This is a genomic window from Enterococcus florum (assembly GCF_004309355.1).
GTDB lineage: Bacteria > Bacillota > Bacilli > Lactobacillales > Enterococcaceae > Enterococcus_A > Enterococcus_A florum.
Window position 1 is genome coordinate 1 of record NZ_BJCC01000002.1, and the last position, 16296, is coordinate 16296.

Annotated in this window: 15 protein-coding genes; 6 read left to right on the top strand and 9 right to left on the bottom strand. The window is 40.1% G+C overall.

Features of this window, described 5'->3' with window-relative positions; all coding sequences use genetic code 11:
• Window positions 1–613 precede the first annotated feature (613 nt).
• From croR to serS, 3 genes are all read left to right on the top strand, one after another.
• Window positions 614–1303, top strand: a complete 690-nt coding sequence (gene croR, locus NRIC_RS01295) for a response regulator transcription factor CroR (RefSeq protein WP_146620891.1) — start codon at window positions 614–616, stop codon at window positions 1301–1303.
• On the top strand, window positions 1293–2489 hold the full coding sequence (locus NRIC_RS01300; protein WP_146620892.1) for a sensor histidine kinase: 1197 nt from the start codon (window positions 1293–1295) through the stop codon (window positions 2487–2489). Before croR ends, NRIC_RS01300 begins: the two co-directional genes overlap by 11 nt.
• A gap of 296 nt (window positions 2490–2785) precedes the next feature.
• On the top strand, window positions 2786–4057 hold the full coding sequence (serS, locus tag NRIC_RS01305) for a serine--tRNA ligase (RefSeq protein WP_146620893.1): 1272 nt from the start codon (window positions 2786–2788) through the stop codon (window positions 4055–4057).
• Window positions 4058–4159: 102 nt separating this feature from the next.
• On the opposite strand, the gene guaB is transcribed toward serS, so the two are convergent.
• On the bottom strand, window positions 4160–5644 hold the full coding sequence (guaB, locus tag NRIC_RS01310) for an IMP dehydrogenase (RefSeq protein WP_146620894.1): 1485 nt from the start codon (window positions 5642–5644) through the stop codon (window positions 4160–4162).
• Between the two features lie 88 nt (window positions 5645–5732).
• The gene (locus NRIC_RS01315; protein ID WP_146620895.1) at window positions 5733–6221 is read right to left on the bottom strand and encodes a MerR family transcriptional regulator; all 489 of its coding nucleotides are present in this window, start codon (window positions 6219–6221) and stop codon (window positions 5733–5735) included.
• A 141-nt stretch (window positions 6222–6362) separates the two neighbouring features.
• On the opposite strand from NRIC_RS01315, the gene NRIC_RS01320 reads away from it, so the two are divergent.
• Window positions 6363–7820 (top strand): MDR family MFS transporter, encoded by a 1458-nt coding sequence (locus NRIC_RS01320; RefSeq protein ID WP_227873702.1) that lies wholly within the window; start codon window positions 6363–6365, stop codon window positions 7818–7820.
• A complete protein-coding gene (locus NRIC_RS01325) occupies window positions 7817–8521 on the top strand; it encodes a DUF4811 domain-containing protein (RefSeq protein WP_146620897.1) in 705 nt (234 codons plus the stop codon). Before NRIC_RS01320 ends, NRIC_RS01325 begins: the two co-directional genes overlap by 4 nt.
• A 50-nt stretch (window positions 8522–8571) precedes the next feature.
• Here NRIC_RS01325 and NRIC_RS01330 read toward each other — a convergent pair whose 3' ends face one another.
• From NRIC_RS01330 to rsmG, 6 genes are all read right to left on the bottom strand, one after another.
• Window positions 8572–9279, bottom strand: a complete 708-nt coding sequence (locus NRIC_RS01330; RefSeq protein WP_146620898.1) for a DUF1129 domain-containing protein — start codon at window positions 9277–9279, stop codon at window positions 8572–8574.
• Window positions 9280–9301: 22 nt separating this feature from the next.
• Complete coding sequence (gene ychF, locus NRIC_RS01335; protein WP_227873703.1) at window positions 9302–10402, bottom strand: redox-regulated ATPase YchF; 1101 nt, start codon at window positions 10400–10402, stop codon at window positions 9302–9304.
• Window positions 10403–10405: 3 nt separating this feature from the next.
• Entirely contained in the window at window positions 10406–10594 is a 189-nt protein-coding gene (locus tag NRIC_RS19435; protein WP_227873704.1) for a DUF951 domain-containing protein, read from the bottom strand.
• Between the two features lie 114 nt (window positions 10595–10708).
• Window positions 10709–11599: a ParB/RepB/Spo0J family partition protein gene (locus tag NRIC_RS01340; protein WP_146620899.1), complete on the bottom strand. Its 891-nt coding sequence runs from the start codon at window positions 11597–11599 to the stop codon at window positions 10709–10711.
• Window positions 11586–12353 (bottom strand): ParA family protein, encoded by a 768-nt coding sequence (locus NRIC_RS01345; protein ID WP_146620900.1) that lies wholly within the window; start codon window positions 12351–12353, stop codon window positions 11586–11588. The genes NRIC_RS01340 and NRIC_RS01345 overlap by 14 nt, the downstream gene beginning before the upstream one ends.
• An 81-nt stretch (window positions 12354–12434) precedes the next feature.
• The gene (rsmG, locus tag NRIC_RS01350; RefSeq protein ID WP_146620901.1) at window positions 12435–13151 is read right to left on the bottom strand and encodes a 16S rRNA (guanine(527)-N(7))-methyltransferase RsmG; all 717 of its coding nucleotides are present in this window, start codon (window positions 13149–13151) and stop codon (window positions 12435–12437) included.
• A 263-nt stretch (window positions 13152–13414) separates the two neighbouring features.
• On the opposite strand from rsmG, the gene NRIC_RS01355 reads away from it, so the two are divergent.
• Window positions 13415–14296, top strand: a complete 882-nt coding sequence (locus NRIC_RS01355; RefSeq protein ID WP_146620902.1) for a shikimate dehydrogenase — start codon at window positions 13415–13417, stop codon at window positions 14294–14296.
• An 88-nt stretch (window positions 14297–14384) separates the two neighbouring features.
• Here NRIC_RS01355 and mnmG read toward each other — a convergent pair whose 3' ends face one another.
• Window positions 14385–16289, bottom strand: a complete 1905-nt coding sequence (gene mnmG, locus NRIC_RS01360) for a tRNA uridine-5-carboxymethylaminomethyl(34) synthesis enzyme MnmG (RefSeq protein WP_146620903.1) — start codon at window positions 16287–16289, stop codon at window positions 14385–14387.
• Window positions 16290–16296: the final 7 nt, after the last annotated feature.

The following is a 16296-nucleotide window of genomic DNA, read 5'->3' on the forward strand; positions in this document are numbered from 1 at the left end:
TTTGAAACAGTCTTAGACTGTTCAGCTCAATTTAAAAATTGATTCGCTAGCATATTTGCTTGCTGTATTGTTTGCTTCTATTACTAATAGAAGCGCCCTACACATTTGGTTTGTTTTATTCGTTCAGTTTTCAAAGGTCTACATATCTATTGCTTTGTTTCAGCAACTTTTACATCTTATCAGTTCAACAACTGATTGTCAATAACTTTATTTACTTTTGTTTCAAAAAGCTTTCAAAATTATCAACTGTCTGAATGCGACTTTGATAGAATAACTGAATACTCGCCTTCTGTCAATAGTCATTTGTTCAAATATTGAAATTAATTTTCGCTTTCGAACATCAATTAATATAGCAGTTTTGACATCTGTGGTCAATCAATTTTTTCAAGTTTTTTGACAAAAAAACAAACACGATAAATAACCGGAATTCTAGATAAATATGTTCGTTTTTATCCGAAATATTAGGGAAATATATTCGTTTATGGATAGGGAATATTCGTCATTTCTATTCTTGTTTTTTTATAAACTCGTAAAGCGGATTTTCGCCTTGCTGTAAAATCTTTGGTAGAATAGGAATAAAGTTACTTTAACTATACAATTGGAGGTTTTTTTTATGAAGGTATTAGTTGCAGATGATGATAAAGAAATTGTTGAACTATTAAATATCTACTTACACAATGAAGGATACGAGGTCGTCAAAGCTTACGATGGAAAAGAGGCCTTAACTAAGCTGAGAACCTCTTCGGATATTGATTTGTTAATCTTAGATATCATGATGCCTGTAATGGATGGTATGCAAGTGGTCAAAGAATTGCGTAAAGAATCGCAAATTCCGATCATCATGCTAACTGCAAAAACAACAGATATGGACAAGATCAAAGGACTAGTCGCTGGTGCAGATGATTATGTAACAAAACCGTTTAATCCACTTGAAGTAATGGCTCGAGTAAAATCGCTTTTGCGAAGAAGTCAAATGCAGGTTGCAGAAAACCAGCCGGATGTATTAGAGATTCAATCATTGATCATAAACAAGGATTCTCATGAAGTAAAAACTGTAGACGGGAAAGAGATTCAATTGACTGCTCTGGAGTTTGGTATCCTATATCTGTTAGCTAGCCATCCAAATCGCGTATTTAGCGCGGACGAAATTTTTGAACGCGTTTGGAAACAAGAAAGCATCGTATCCGCCAAAACAGTAATGGTCCATGTCAGCCATTTGCGAGATAAAATCGAAGAAGCAACCGATGGAGAAAAAGTGATCCAGACCGTATGGGGTGTTGGTTATAAGATCGATGCAAAATAATCAAAACAATCGAGTTGAGAAGCGAAAAAGGATAACTCTTACATCAAAGGAAATCAGTGAATTAATTGCAGAAGGAATCGTCACGGTGATTCTTTTGCTGCTACTTAATGTAGCCATCATGGTGGTTCTCTCCCAGATGCTAAACAATTCGCCTAATTTGAGCGATGCTATTTACCGCTCAAAAAATATATTTGCCAGCAGTCTGGACAGTGATATTTTCTGGAGCGGGCGTAATTTCGTCTTTCCATTTTTCTTTATTGTGGATGCGTTGATCGTTTTTTGGCGTTTGATTCGTCGATACCGTCAGATGCAGCTGCGACACATCATTAATGAATTGCATTATATTGCGGATGGAAATTACAATTATCGGATTCCCTTTGAGCTAAGAGGTGATTTAAGTAAAGTTGTTGCAAGCATCAACGGTTTGGTCGACAGCACCGTGGCTGCCATTGAAGATGAACGTGAAATTGAAAAATCAAAGGATGAGTTAATTACGAATGTCAGTCACGATATCCGCACTCCCTTAACTTCGATAATCGGTTATCTTGGACTGATTGAAGACGGACAGTATCAAACGCAAGAAGAAGCGCTGAAATATACCCACATTGCTTATACAAAAGCAAAACAGATGAAATCGCTAGTTGACGATCTCTTTGAATATACGAAAGTTCGTCAGCCTTCTGTTCCAGTAAACAGGGTCTCCTTTGATATGATTCAACTGGTTGAGCAACTGGCTGCTGAGTTTGAATTAGAAGCGGATAAAAAGGGGGTGCAAGTTTTAGTCGAGACCTCAGAAAGCTCGTTGATCATGGATGGAGACACTGAGAAGTTAGTTCGCGTATTTAGTAATTTGATCACCAATGCCTTGAAATATGGGACGGGAGCTACTCAAATCGTGATCAAGATTGAAAAAGCCGGGACGGAGGCGATTCTAACCGTAAAAAATAACGGAACACCTATTCCAAGAGAGTCGCTGGACCAATTATTTGATCGATTTTACCGAGTCGACGAATCTCGTTCTCAAGAAATCAGCGGAACAGGTTTGGGCTTGGCCATTTCTCAAAATATCGTCAACTTGCATGGGGGTTACATTTACGCCCAATCCAATCGTCAGTGGACCTCTTTCATTATCCACTTGCCGTTAAAAGCAAACACTAGTAAAGACTCTTCTGCCGGTTCTCGTTGACTTTGCAGATAAAATTTCTTATACTAATGTCAATACTGTAAGACAGGAAACCAAGTACAAGAATATCGCTTTTTTAGAGAGTTGATGGCTGGTGAGAATCAACAAGCGAATTTTTGGAAATCCAGTTTCGCAAGCTGTGTTTTTTGAAAGAAAAACCGGTCGGCAGCCGATATCTGCTAACAAGAGCAGCTTTTTTGCTGAACTCGGGTGGTACCGCGAAATGATACGCCATTTCGTCCCAAGCATGATGGGATGAAATGGCGTTTTTTATTTTAATACATAAGGGGGAATTTGCGATGTTAGATGTAAAAATGATTCGCAATAATTTTGAGGACGTGAAAGAAAAACTAGCAACTCGCGGAGTGAAGGACGATAGTTTAGATCGCTTTTTGGAATTGGATGAACAAAGAAGAAAACGTTTAGTAAAAGCAGAGGAATTAAAAAAATACCGCAACGACGTATCTAGTGAAATTGCCAAGTTAAAACGTGAGAAAATGAATGCAGATGATAAAATTGCTGAGATGAAAAAGGTTGGGACAAAAATCAAAGACTTAGACGTCGAAGTTGCTGATATCGACGAAAGCTTGATGGAAATTTCTACTACCTTGCCTAACTTGCCCCATGACTCTGTTCCCATTGGTGTGGACGAAGACGACAATGTAGAAATGCATCGCTGGGGAGCACCGAGAGAATTTGATTTTGAGCCTAAACCGCACTGGGATATTGCTGAGGATCTCGATATCTTAGATTTTGAACGAGGAGCAAAAGTGGCGGGCAGCCGATTCGTCTTCTATAAAGGCTTAGGTGCTCGTTTAGAACGTGCTGTATACAACTTTATGTTAGATGAACATGTTTATGAACAAGGATATACGGAAATGATTCCACCTTATTTAGTAAACAGCAGCTCAATGTTTGGAACAGGTCAATTTCCTAAATTTAAGGAAGATGTCTTCCAAATTGAAGGACGAGACTTAACATTAATACCAACAGCAGAAGTACCATTAACGAACTATTATAGAGATGAGATCCTAGACGGTAAAGATCTGCCAATTTATTTTACAGCAATGTCTCCTTCTTTCCGTTCGGAAGCCGGCAGTGCCGGACGCGATACTCGCGGATTGATTCGCCTGCACCAATTCCATAAGGTAGAAATGGTCAAATTCAGTGACAAAGAGCATTCCTATGAAGAGTTGGAAAAAATGACTCAAGATGCGGAAACGCTTTTGCAAAAATTGGAGTTGCCTTATCGTGTAGTGACACTATCTACTGGAGACATGGGATTCTCAGCAGCAAAAACCTACGATATTGAAGTCTGGGTTCCTGCGCAAAATACCTATCGTGAAATTAGTTCTTGCTCAAATTGCGAAGATTTTCAAGCACGTCGAGCTATGATCCGCTATCGTGATGAAAATGGCAAGGTTCAGTATGCACACACCTTGAATGGTTCTGGTTTGGCTGTAGGAAGAACTGTAACTGCGATCTTAGAAAACTATCAAAATGAAGATGGGTCTGTCACAATTCCAAAAGTTTTGGTACCATATATGGGTAACCAAAAGGTTATCAAATAGAGTCCTGGGACAAATTCGAGCAGCGCGGCTGCTGTCTCTGAATTCATCCATAAATAAAAAGAGCCAAGGATTGCGGGATCCGAGGCTCTTTTTATTTCATTTTTAGTGTTCAACCGAATAATTAGGTGCTTCTTTTGTGATTTGTACATCATGTGGGTGTGATTCACGCAGACCATTGCCGCTCATCTGAACAAATTGAGCATTGTCACGCAACTCTTTTAAGTTTGCAGCTCCGATATACCCCATTCCAGATTTTAATCCGCCGATCATTTGGAAAATAATGTCCGCGACACTCCCCTTATAAGCTACCCGTCCCTCGATCCCTTCAGGAACTAATTTGTTGGCTTCGTTTACCCCACTTTGAAAATAACGGTCACTGGATCCTTTTTCCATTGCACCCAACGAGCCCATCCCACGATAGGTTTTAAAACGACGACCTTGGAAAATTTCAAACTCGCCTGGCGACTCATCGGTACCCGCCAGCATCGAACCTAGCATGACCGCATACCCACCGGCTGCTAATGCTTTAACGATATCTCCAGAGTATTTGATTCCGCCATCTGCAATAATTGCTTTTCCATATTGACGCGCCACGGAAGCTGCATCATAAATTGCCGTCAGTTGAGGAACACCGACACCTGCAACGACACGTGTTGTGCAGATCGAACCTGGTCCAATTCCCACTTTTACAACATCTACGCCTGCATCATACAACGCTTTTGCACCTTCAGCGGTCGCAATGTTTCCAGCAATCAACGTTGCTTCAGGAAAGGTTTGACGAATTTCTTCAATTTTTCGTAAAACACCTGCACTGTGACCGTGCGCAGTATCAATTACAATCGCATCAACTCCCGCTTCCAGCAATGCTTCCGCACGTTCAAAGGTATCACTTGTCACTCCAACTGCTGCCGCAACCAGCAACCGTCCATGTTCATCTTTGGCGGCATTCGGGAACTCGATCACCTTTTCAATGTCTTTGATCGTAATCAAGCCGCTCAAACGACCTTCTTCATCTACGATAGGTAATTTTTCAATCTTGTGTTTTTGAAGAATTTTCTCTGCATCCTTTAAAGAAGTACCGATTGGCGCAGTCACCAGATGCTCTTTCGTCATAACATCATCAATAGACATCTTATAATCTGTAACAAAACGCATATCACGGTTGGTAATGATTCCTACCAGCTTGCGATTCTCTAACGTATCGACAACAGGCACTCCGCTGATCCGGTATCTGCTCATTAAATCCTCAGCCTCTTGTACCTCATGATCAGGCGTTAAAAAGAAAGGATCGATGATCACACCACTTTCCGAACGTTTTACTTTACGAACTTCATCTGCTTGGGCTGCAATACTCATATTTTTATGGACGACCCCTAAACCACCTTGACGTGCCATGGCAATGGCCATTTTGCTGTCTGTTACAGTATCCATGCTTGCACTGATTAAAGGAATATTCAACGTAATGTTTTTGGCTAACTGCACACTCATGTTCACTTCATTTGGCAATACACGACTCTCAGCTGGAATCAATAAAACATCATCGAAGGTCAACCCTTTTTTAGCAAATTTTGTTTCCCAATTAGACATTGTTCGTAACCACTCCTCAGATTTATTTTTACTGAATAAACTAACAGATGCCTTTCCTCAAGTCAATAACTTGCATTCATTTCCTCATCTAACCTTTAGTATTTTGATCAAACCACATCTCTAATACAGGCTCATTTAAATCAATGTCTTTGTCTCCCACTTTGATCAGTACTTTCTCAGTGAATAATTCCTTTACTAGATAGGCCTGTTCATTGTTGGAAAAGTCAGCTAGATGCAGTACGATATAGCGATCACCAATCATCAGAATTTCCTTCATGGTTTGCTTTAACAGCAGTTTTGCTTCGTGAATGCTTCTTTGTTTTTCCTTAGCTCTTTCAACAGCTGCAGTTAGCGTATACCCTTCATCCAAAAGGGATTTGATCATCTCCACTTTTAAAACTGTAGGCAATCGATACTGCCGACTCCCTTTTGTTTCTGTAGCAATTGATTCAATGTAGCTTCTTTCTTCCCAATAACGAAGTTGACGTGGTGATACTCCAGTCATTTTACTTAGTTCGCTAATTCCGATAACTAATTCATCACTTTCCAACAATTGTTTAACACTTGAATTTTTCATTAATAAGCACCTCATTTCACTATCATTATACTTTCGCTAACAACAGTGTCAAGTAAGTTGACAAAGAAACCAACTAGCAGTAAAGTTACAAACAGATGTTTTTATTTCTGAAAATTTTCATAAAAGAAAGGGCGTGAGATCGTGAAAGAATCGATCGATATTTACGGAAAACCCTACAATCGTTCCTTATTAGTCGCTGTATTGCTGATTGGAACTTTTTGTACTGTTTTAAATCAAACACTGCTGACAACGGCTTTTCCAACATTAATGAAAGCTTTTGACATCTCAGCTTCTAGTGTTCAATGGTTAACTACTGGCTTTTTATTAGTCAATGGAATCATGATCCCGATTAGTGCGTGGTTGATCAATAAATTTAGTTCAAAAAAATTGTACCTAACTGCTATGACAATCTTTCTGGTTGGAACGATCACCTGTTTTGTTGCTCCTAGTTTTTCTGTTTTGCTGATTGGTCGGCTGATTCAAGCAGCCGGTGTCGGTATTTCGATGCCTTTGCTGCAAAATATTATGTTATCGATTTTTCCGCCTGAAAAACGCGGGTCTGCAATGGGTATGGCTGGTATTGTTATCGGTTTAGCTCCGGCTTTAGGCCCTACACTTTCCGGTTGGATTATTGATCATTATACATGGAGAGATCTGTTCGGAATGGTTATTCCGATCGTTATCTTTGTGCTGATTTTGGCAACCTTTTTAATGAAGAGTGTCATTAACCTCTCAAGTCCAAGTCTAGACATCTTATCTGCTGTCTTGTCGACTATTGGATTTGGTAGTTTGTTGTATGGCTTCTCTACGGTCGGCGATGATGGTTGGGGAAGTCCAAAAGTCCTCGGTTTCCTAGCTGTCGGAATTATTGTCATTGGGATATTTGTATGGCACCAATTGCATTTGGAACACCCCTTCTTAGAATTGCGCGTGTTCAAATCTCGGACGTTTACGATTGCTGCTATCTTAGTTGGAGTAGTCAATATGTCCATGGTTGGTGCAGAGCTGGTATTACCATTGTATATCCAAAATATTCGTGGCGAGTCTGCTTTCCATTCTGGATTGATGCTCTTGCCTGGTGCAGTGATCATGGGCGCAATGATGCCGATCACTGGCGCAATTTTTGATAAACATGGAGCAAAACGTTTAGCTATCAGCGGCATGTTGATTTTGACAGCAGCAACCTTGCCATTTGCTTTTCTGACCCAAGAGACTCCAATACCTATGATCGTTATCTTATATGCTTTGCGAATGTTTGGAATCTCAATGGTCATGATGCCGGTCACCACTTCTGGAATGAATGCTTTACCTATGAATCTGATCAGTCACGGAACAGCTGTAAACAATACTTTTCGTCAAGTAGCCAGTTCGATTGGAACGGCCATCCTGATCAGTGTTTTAAGCAATGTTACAAAAAGCAATCTGCCAAAATCCGACTTATTGAAAACATTACCGCTAACCTATAAGAATCAAGCATTAAACGCTACGTTATCTGGTTACCATGCAGCATTTTTCACAGCAGTCGCTTTTGGTTTAGTTGGTTTTGCTATTACTTTCTTCTTACAACAAAAAAATAGGAAAGGAGAACAAATAGGATGATTTTTCTGATTACTATTTTAAGTGTCCTCGCTTTTGCTGTAACCAATATTTTTGCAAAAAAAGCCTGGCATACCGTTTTATCTATCTTTTTCGCAGCAATTTTTGTTGTGAGCTTAGGTTTTATTATTGCAAATGATCACTACCACTTTGGAATGAAAAAAATGACCGAAACAACGGTCAATCCACTAGTTTCTACCGTAGATTACAAGCAGGCAAATCTTTTATTGTACCAACCTTTAGGCAACGGTACAGAAATGATCTATCTATATAAGACCGCAGAAAATCAAAAGAAACCCAAAACAACAGGTACCGATCATGTTCATAACCATATCAAAAATAATCAGAAAACCAATCAGCTGATTGAAAAGAAGTCTTATTGGGTCTATAAAAGTGACATGTCAAAGCTTTGGTTCAAATTAACCAGCAAAGATCACGAGCTGATCGAAGAGGACAATACGTTCGACATAGCCGAAGGTTGGTTTGTTCTTTCCAACGATCAAGCGAAGCAGTTAGTTCAAAAGACTGCAGAAAACAAGAACCAACTAGCAGAATCCGAAAAAACTTTCGCACAAGAAAAGCTCAAGGATGCGATGAGTCACAACCCTTCTTTGACTCTTAATGAACAACAAACTATCCTTCAGCACGCAACTGCTGAGTTTCAAAAAGAAAGTATGAAGAAAGTTATAGAAGAAATACGCTAGATAAAAGCAGCTGATCCCCTTGATCAAACGATCAAAGGGATCAGCTGCTTTTATCTTACCTGACGCGGACTTGCCAAACTGCTGATAATTCCGAAACGTTTTTTCAAGTAATAGCGCAAAGCTAAAAAGCCTGCACCAATCGTTACTAAAACAAACGGATCAATGAATGGATTCAGTTGTGTTGGTAAAAAGATTGCTGCATTGAAAATCAGGAACCAAGCTAATGTCATAGATCCCAAAGCAAGAATTGCTTTCCAGGTTTTTGGTTTTTTCGATTTATCCGCTCCCGGATATTCATATTGATAAATGAGCAGATACATCATATAGAAAATCACCGCACCTAGGCCTGAAGCAACAAGCAACGCAGTTAATCCGTAAGTTGCCACTTGTGTTCCACGTGAAACGAACAAAGCCATTCCGCCAGTGACCAACGTTAAAATCCCAAACAAGAACATAAAATTGTCCAAAATCATCAAACTAGGTCTAGTAGAAATTGGTTTTTCTTCGGGTTTATTGACAATTGCGTCTAACCGTTCAGAAACAGTTCCATATAACTGCCGAGCAGTTTTACCGCTTTTTTGTTCGGATACTAATGTTGTCAACATTTCATGTAAAGCCGTTTCTCGCTCTTCCTCCGAAAGATTAGCTGCCTCCATCGATTTTTTCAAATCAAAGATATATTGCTCATTGCGTTTCGTCAACTGCGTTTCTATCTGTCTATTTTCCGCTGTCAGTGTCTGCAATTTTTCTGGTTCCATTATTCTTCCCCTTTCGCCTCGCTTACACGTTGAAGCGGAATAGCATGACGTCGCCGTCTTGAACAAGGTACTCCTTGCCTTCTAGACGAACGCGTCCAGCCTCTTTTGCGGCATGCATATTGCCATATTTATCTAAATCTTCAAAGGAAACTGTTTCTGCACGAATAAAACCACGTTCAAAGTCCGTATGAATGATTCCGGCTGCCTGAGGTGCTTTCATTCCCTTCCGGAAGGTCCACGCACGAACCTCTTGTTCCCCCGCTGTAAAATACGTAGCCAGTCCTAACAGATCATAAGCTGTACGAATCAGCTGATCTAATCCTGATTCTTCCACACCCATTGCTTCAAGAAACTCGTTTTTGTCCTCATCATCTAATTCAGCAATTTGTTCCTCTGCTTCCGCACTGATTACAATGACTTGTGAATTTTCTGAAGCAGCGAAGTTACGAACCACTTGTACATAAGGATTATTGTCCGGATCCGCTACAGTTTCTTCATCTACGTTGGCCACATACAAAACTGGCTTATTGGTTAGTAAGAATAAGCCTTTGACGATTTTTTGTTCTTCTTCCGAAAAATCGATCGTACGAGCTGATCTGCCCTCTTCCAATACAGGTTTTAGTTTGTCTAAGACAGCTAATTCAGCCACTGCATTTTTTTCCTTGGTTTTGGCTACTTTTGCTACCCGAGCATACCGTTTTGTCACAGAGTCTAAATCCGCTAAGACCAATTCTAAGTTGATTGTCTCAATATCTTCTAATGGATCGACACGTCCTTCAACGTGCGTAATATTTTCATCGTCGAAACAGCGAACCACATGACAAATCGCATCAACTTGACGAATGTGACTCAAGAATTGATTGCCCAATCCTTCACCTTTACTGGCACCTTTTACTATTCCAGCAATGTCTGTAAACTCAAAGGTAGTTGGAACCGTCTTTTTCGGTTTTACTAATTCTGTTAAACGATCTAAACGCCAGTCAGGTACTTCTACCATCCCAACATTTGGATCGATCGTAGCAAAAGGATAGTTTGCCGCCTCGGCACCTGCTTTAGTGATTGCATTAAACAAAGTGGATTTTCCTACGTTGGGCAATCCAACAATTCCGGCTGTTAAAGCCATGATTTACTTCATCTCTTTCTTTTCAAGGATTTTTTTCATTTTCTTTTCAAATTCGCGACGTGTCATCATAACAACATGTCCGCAATTTTCACATTTTATTTTGATATCCGCACCCATGCGCACGATTTCCCAGCGATTGGTTTGACATGCATGGGGCTTTTTCATCTCTACGACATCCCCTAGATCGTACATCTTAACCTCTCCTTTTCGTACTAATGAATCTAAATTGCTGCAACAGTATGTTCAATAGGCCATTTATAACTCTTAGATCCTCAAGGTGTCCGCAGCATGAAGTGATGAATGCTTTTACGACTCATCAAAGTGAATACTCAGGATATCTAAAATTCTGGTCAAATCGTCTGGAGACAAGTATTCGATCTCAATTTTTCCCTTGCCGTCTTTTTCGACAATCTCAACACTTGTTCCAAATTTATCCATTAATCGATCTTCACTCTCACGCAGATAGTATGGCTTTTCTTTCGACAAACGCGGAACCTTTTTCTTCTCTTTTCCCTTGCCTTCATTGTACTCTGTAACGATCTGTTCTAATTGACGGACAGTTAAGCTTTCTTTCACTGCACGATTGGCTAACTTTAAAATTTGATCTTTTTTCTTTAATCCTAATAATGTTCTAGCCTGTCCCATAGACAAACGTTCATCCTGAACCATTTCTTTGACCAGCTTAGGCAATGTCAACAAACGCAAATAATTAGCAATGTAAGGGCGGCTTTTTCCCAGACGAGCTGCAACATCTGCTTGAGTCAACTTCAAGTTTTTCATCAACATTTCGTAAGCTTCCGCTTCCTCCAGTGGATTCAAATCCTCTCGCTGCAAATTTTCCAACACAGCAATCTGCATCATTGCTTCTTCGTCGAATTCACGCACAATTGCAGGAATCGTTTCTTTTCCAGCCAACTTTGATGCTCTAAAACGACGTTCGCCAGCAATTAATTCGTACCCTTTTACTGTTGATTTGCGAACAATGATAGGTTGAAATACGCCTGATTGTTCGATTGAATTAGCCAATTCTTGTAAAGAAGTCTCATCAAATGATTTTCTTGGCTGGTAAGGGTTTGGACGTAGTTCACTCAACGAAATTTCGATTACTTGATCGTTTTTGATATCTACCTCTTCAATTCCAGACAAATCCTGGAACAATGCGTCGATGCCTCGACCCAATCCTTTATTTTTGCTCACGAGCTAACACTTCCTTTGCAAGGGCTTGATAAACTTCTGCACCTTTTGATCGCGGGTCATAATCTATGATGGGTTTACCATGACTCGGTGCTTCAGACAGTCGAACATTTCTTGGAATGATCGTATCGTAAACCTTTTCTTGGAAATAGCGGCGAACCTCCTCCACTACTTCAGCACCAAGATTGGTTCGTGCATCATACATCGTCAATAACACTCCTTCGATCTCCAGATCTGGATTAAAGTGTTTCTGTACTAAACGCACTGTATTTAACAACTGACTTAAACCTTCCAATGCATAATATTCACATTGAACCGGAATCAAAATGGCGTGACTGGCAGTAAACGCATTGATCGTCAAATGCCCTAACGAAGGCGGACAGTCGATTAAAATAAAATCATAATCGTCGTAAACTTCATTTAGAGCCCCTTTTAAGCGTGATTCGCGTGCCATCATTGAGGTCAATTCAATTTCCGCTCCTGCTAATTGCAAAGTGGCCGGAACGATGGATAAATTTTCTCTCTCCGTTTGCAAGATCGTTTCTTTGATTGGCGTCTCATTAACCAAAACATCATAAATATCTTGTTCCACATCGGGTTTGCGAATACCTAATCCGCTCGTTGCATTTCCTTGAGCGTCACTATCGATCAACAATACCTTTTTCCCGATAAATGCTAAGCACGCGCCTAAATTGACGGTGGTTGTTGTTTTCCCAACACCGCCTTTTTGATTTGCAACAGAAATAATCCGTGCCATGTTTTTCCTCCTGACTGATACTTAGAGATAGCTTTTTTTATTTTATAATTTCTTTATACCTTTTCGTAGTTGCTCATTTTGCTATTTGATTGGCTGCTTATTTGGTGTTCCTGGTTTTCGCGGATATTTTTTTGGCGTTTCCTTTTTCTTTTGGATCGTTACGATATAGCGACTGCCACCGTCTTTCGGCAATGAAACATCTTGTTCCGCAATTAATTTGCCACCAAGCAATGCGATTGCCGAACGGGCCTCTACCAGTTCTTCTTCGCTTTTTGCCGCTTTCATTGCAAAAAAATAGCCCTGTTTGTTCACCAACGGTAAACAAAGTTCTGCCAATACATTTAACCGCGCCACGGCTCTAGCTGTCACAAAATCGAACGTCTCACGAATCTCTTTTCTTTTTCCAAAGGTCTCTGCTCGATCATGAAACAATGATACCTTTTTTAACCCTAATTCTTCGGTCAAGTGGTTTAAAAAAAGAATCCGTTTATTCAAAGAGTCAACGATCGTGATCTCTAAATCAGGAAAAGCAATCTTTAACGGAACACTCGGAAATCCCGCACCTGCACCAACATCGCACAACGAACCACTCGTTTGAAAATCTGCTGAAAATGCCAAAGTCAAGGAATCATAGAAATGCTTCAGATATACTTCCTTTTGCTCGGTAATTGCTGTCAGATTCATCTTCTGGTTCCATTCTACGAGAAGACGATAATACGATGCAAATTGTTCCATTTGAGTCTCGTCTAGAGTAATGCCCCGCTTCTTTAGCGATGCTTGAAATTCTTCTGGTTTCATAGCTAGTCCTCTCATTTTGTGAAACAGAAAAAATGTTTCACAGACTAACCTCTACTTTAACGCAAAACTTCCTTTCTTGCAATGCTTTGGTTGAGTTTCACAACCTGTATAAAGAAAGTTTTAACTTCACATTCTATCGCGTTTCGTTTGATAAACGAGCTTTATCTAATGTATTCAAAAAAAACATTAGTGTTCATCCGCTCTCTCACGTAAAATGATTGTGTAAGTGGTAACAATAAAAAAGAAAAGTGAGGTTTTTATTTATGACCGAACGTTTGACAGGTCACACGCTGCTCATTGGTTTAATGGCTTATCCGATCCGACACAGTATGTCTCCAACAATGCACAACGAAGCTTTTGCAAAGCTAGGTTTAGATTATGCTTATCTGGCTTTTGAAGTTGAAAACGAGCAGCTGGCAGATGCCGTTCAGGGGATTCGCGCCTTGGGGCTCCGCGGATCAAATGTTTCAATGCCTAACAAGCAAGAAATTATTAAGTATCTTGACGAAGTATCTCCAGAAGCGCAACTAATTGGCGCAGTGAATACCGTAACAAATAAGGATGCCAAAGGGCACTTAATTGGATATAATACAGATGGTATCGGTGCTATGGAAGCATTAAGAGATGAGGGTGTCAATGTAAAAGATGCGATTATTACTCTGACCGGTGCTGGCGGTGCCGGAACTGCCGTTGCTGTTCAAGCGGCGTTTGATGGTGCGAAAGAAATTCGGATTTTCAACATCAATGACGGATTATTGGAAAATGCTCAAGAAACAGCAAAAAAAATCAACGAAAACACCGATTGTAAAGCGACCGCAACTGACTTAAGTAATCAAGAGGCGTTCAAACAATCAATCGCTGAAAGTTCGATTTATATTGATGCAACAGGTGCAGGTATGAAACCTCTGGAAGATGTTAGTTTAATTGAAGACCCAAGTATGATTCGTTCAGACCTTGTCGTATTTGATGTCGTTTACTCTCCAAGAGAGACCAAACTTCTAAAATTCGCTAAGGAGCATGGTGCCAAAAAAGCAATCAATGGTTTAGGAATGATGCTTTATCAAGGTGCTGCAGCCTTTAAGATGTTTACTGACGAAGATATGCCTGTAGAGTACATTAAAGATTTATTGTTTAATGAAAATTGATGAAACGAGCCAGAATGAATAAATATTCATTCTGGCTCGTTTTTCTCTAAAAGTGTTTCACATGAAACATTTCTTACCTCTTGCAGTTTTATTGCACTGCCTTTTCATTCACCTTTGCAATCTTCCCTTGTTCCACATAAACCATTAAAATGCTTATATCTGCAGGATTTACACCGCTGATTCTACTTGCTTGTGCAATCGTTTCCGGCTGAATTTTTTTCAGTTTTTGACGGGCTTCGGTAGCAAGTCCATTGATCGCGTCGTAATCTATTCGTTCGGGAATTCGTTTAGCTTCCAAGCGTTTCAACTTTTCTACTTTTTCCATCGCTTTTTTAATGTATCCTTCATATTTAATTTGAATCTCAACTTGTTCTACTTCTTTAGTAGACAATTGATCATTTACTGGAATAAATTGTATCAACTCTTGGTAACTGATTTCAGGACGTTTTAAAAAATCTGCGGCCAAAACCCCATCTTTTAACTTTGCACTATTTTTTTTGGTTAGAAAAGTTTGAACATCTTCAGTTGGTTTGATTCGAATCGTTTGTAAACGGCGGATTTCTTCCTCCACGTTAGCCTTCTTCACAAGATATCTTTGGTATTGCTCTTCCTCCACCAGTCCAATTCGACGACCATACTCTGTTAAGCGCAGATCAGCATTATCATGACGTAAAATCAACCGATATTCCGCACGTGAAGTCAATAATCGGTAAGGTTCATTTGTTCCTTTGGTAACCAAATCATCGATCATCACACCAATATATCCATCACTGCGTTTCATGATGAACGGTTCTTTTCCTTGATTTTTCAAGGCAGCATTAATTCCAGCAATCAATCCTTGACCCGCCGCTTCTTCATAGCCGCTTGTACCATTGGTTTGTCCAGCGGTATACAAATTTTCTATTACTTTAGTCTCTAATGTTGGACGCAGCTGGTGTGGCGCAACCATGTCATACTCAATTGCATATCCAGTTCGCATCATCTCTACATTTTCTAATCCATCAATAGAATGCAGCACGTCGTTTTGTACATCTTCAGGTAAAGAAGTTGATAGTCCTTGTACATAAACCTCTTCTGTGTGCAACCCTTCAGGTTCTAGGAACAATTGATGGCGATCTTTATCAGCAAATCGAACAATTTTATCCTCGATCGATGGGCAGTAACGAGCACCGACACCGTCGACGATTCCTGTGAACATCGGTGCCCGATGCAAATTATTGCGGATAATTTCATGACTGCGTGGATTGGTATAGGTTAGCCAGCAAGGAATCTGCTCCTGATTATAATCTTTGTCCGGTGTTTGATAACTAAAATGATTAGGTTCCTCGTCACCTGGCTGAATTTCTGTCTTGCTGTAATCAATCGAACCTGATTTGACTCTTGGCGGCGTTCCAGTTTTAAAGCGATGAATCTCAAAACCTAACTCTTTTAGGTGGTCTGATAATTTGATTGATGGTTGGGAATTATTAGGACCTGAAGAGTATTTCAATTCTCCGATAATAATTTCTCCGCGCAAGGCTGTACCAGCAGTGATAATCACCGATTTGGCTTGATAGGCTGCACCAGTGGAGGTTACTACTCCCCGACAAACCCCATTTTCCACAATCAGACGATCGACTACTCCTTGTTTCAAAGTCAAGTTTTCTTCTTTTTCGATAGTATGCTTCATTTCCTCAGCATAGGCGTGTTTGTCCGCTTGCGCGCGCAATGCGCGGACAGCAGGTCCCTTCCCTGTATTAAGCATTCGCATTTGAATATACGTCTTATCAATATTTCTGCCCATTTCTCCGCCTAATGCATCAATTTCTCGGACAACCACTCCTTTGGCGGGCCCGCCAATTGAAGGATTACATGGCATAAATGCAACCATATCAAGATTGATGGTGATTAGTAATGTTTTGGAACCCATTCTAGCAGCTGCTAGAGCTGCTTCAGAACCTGCATGTCCGGCACCTACTACAATAACGTCGTATGCTCCTGCTTGATATTCCATAGTATCT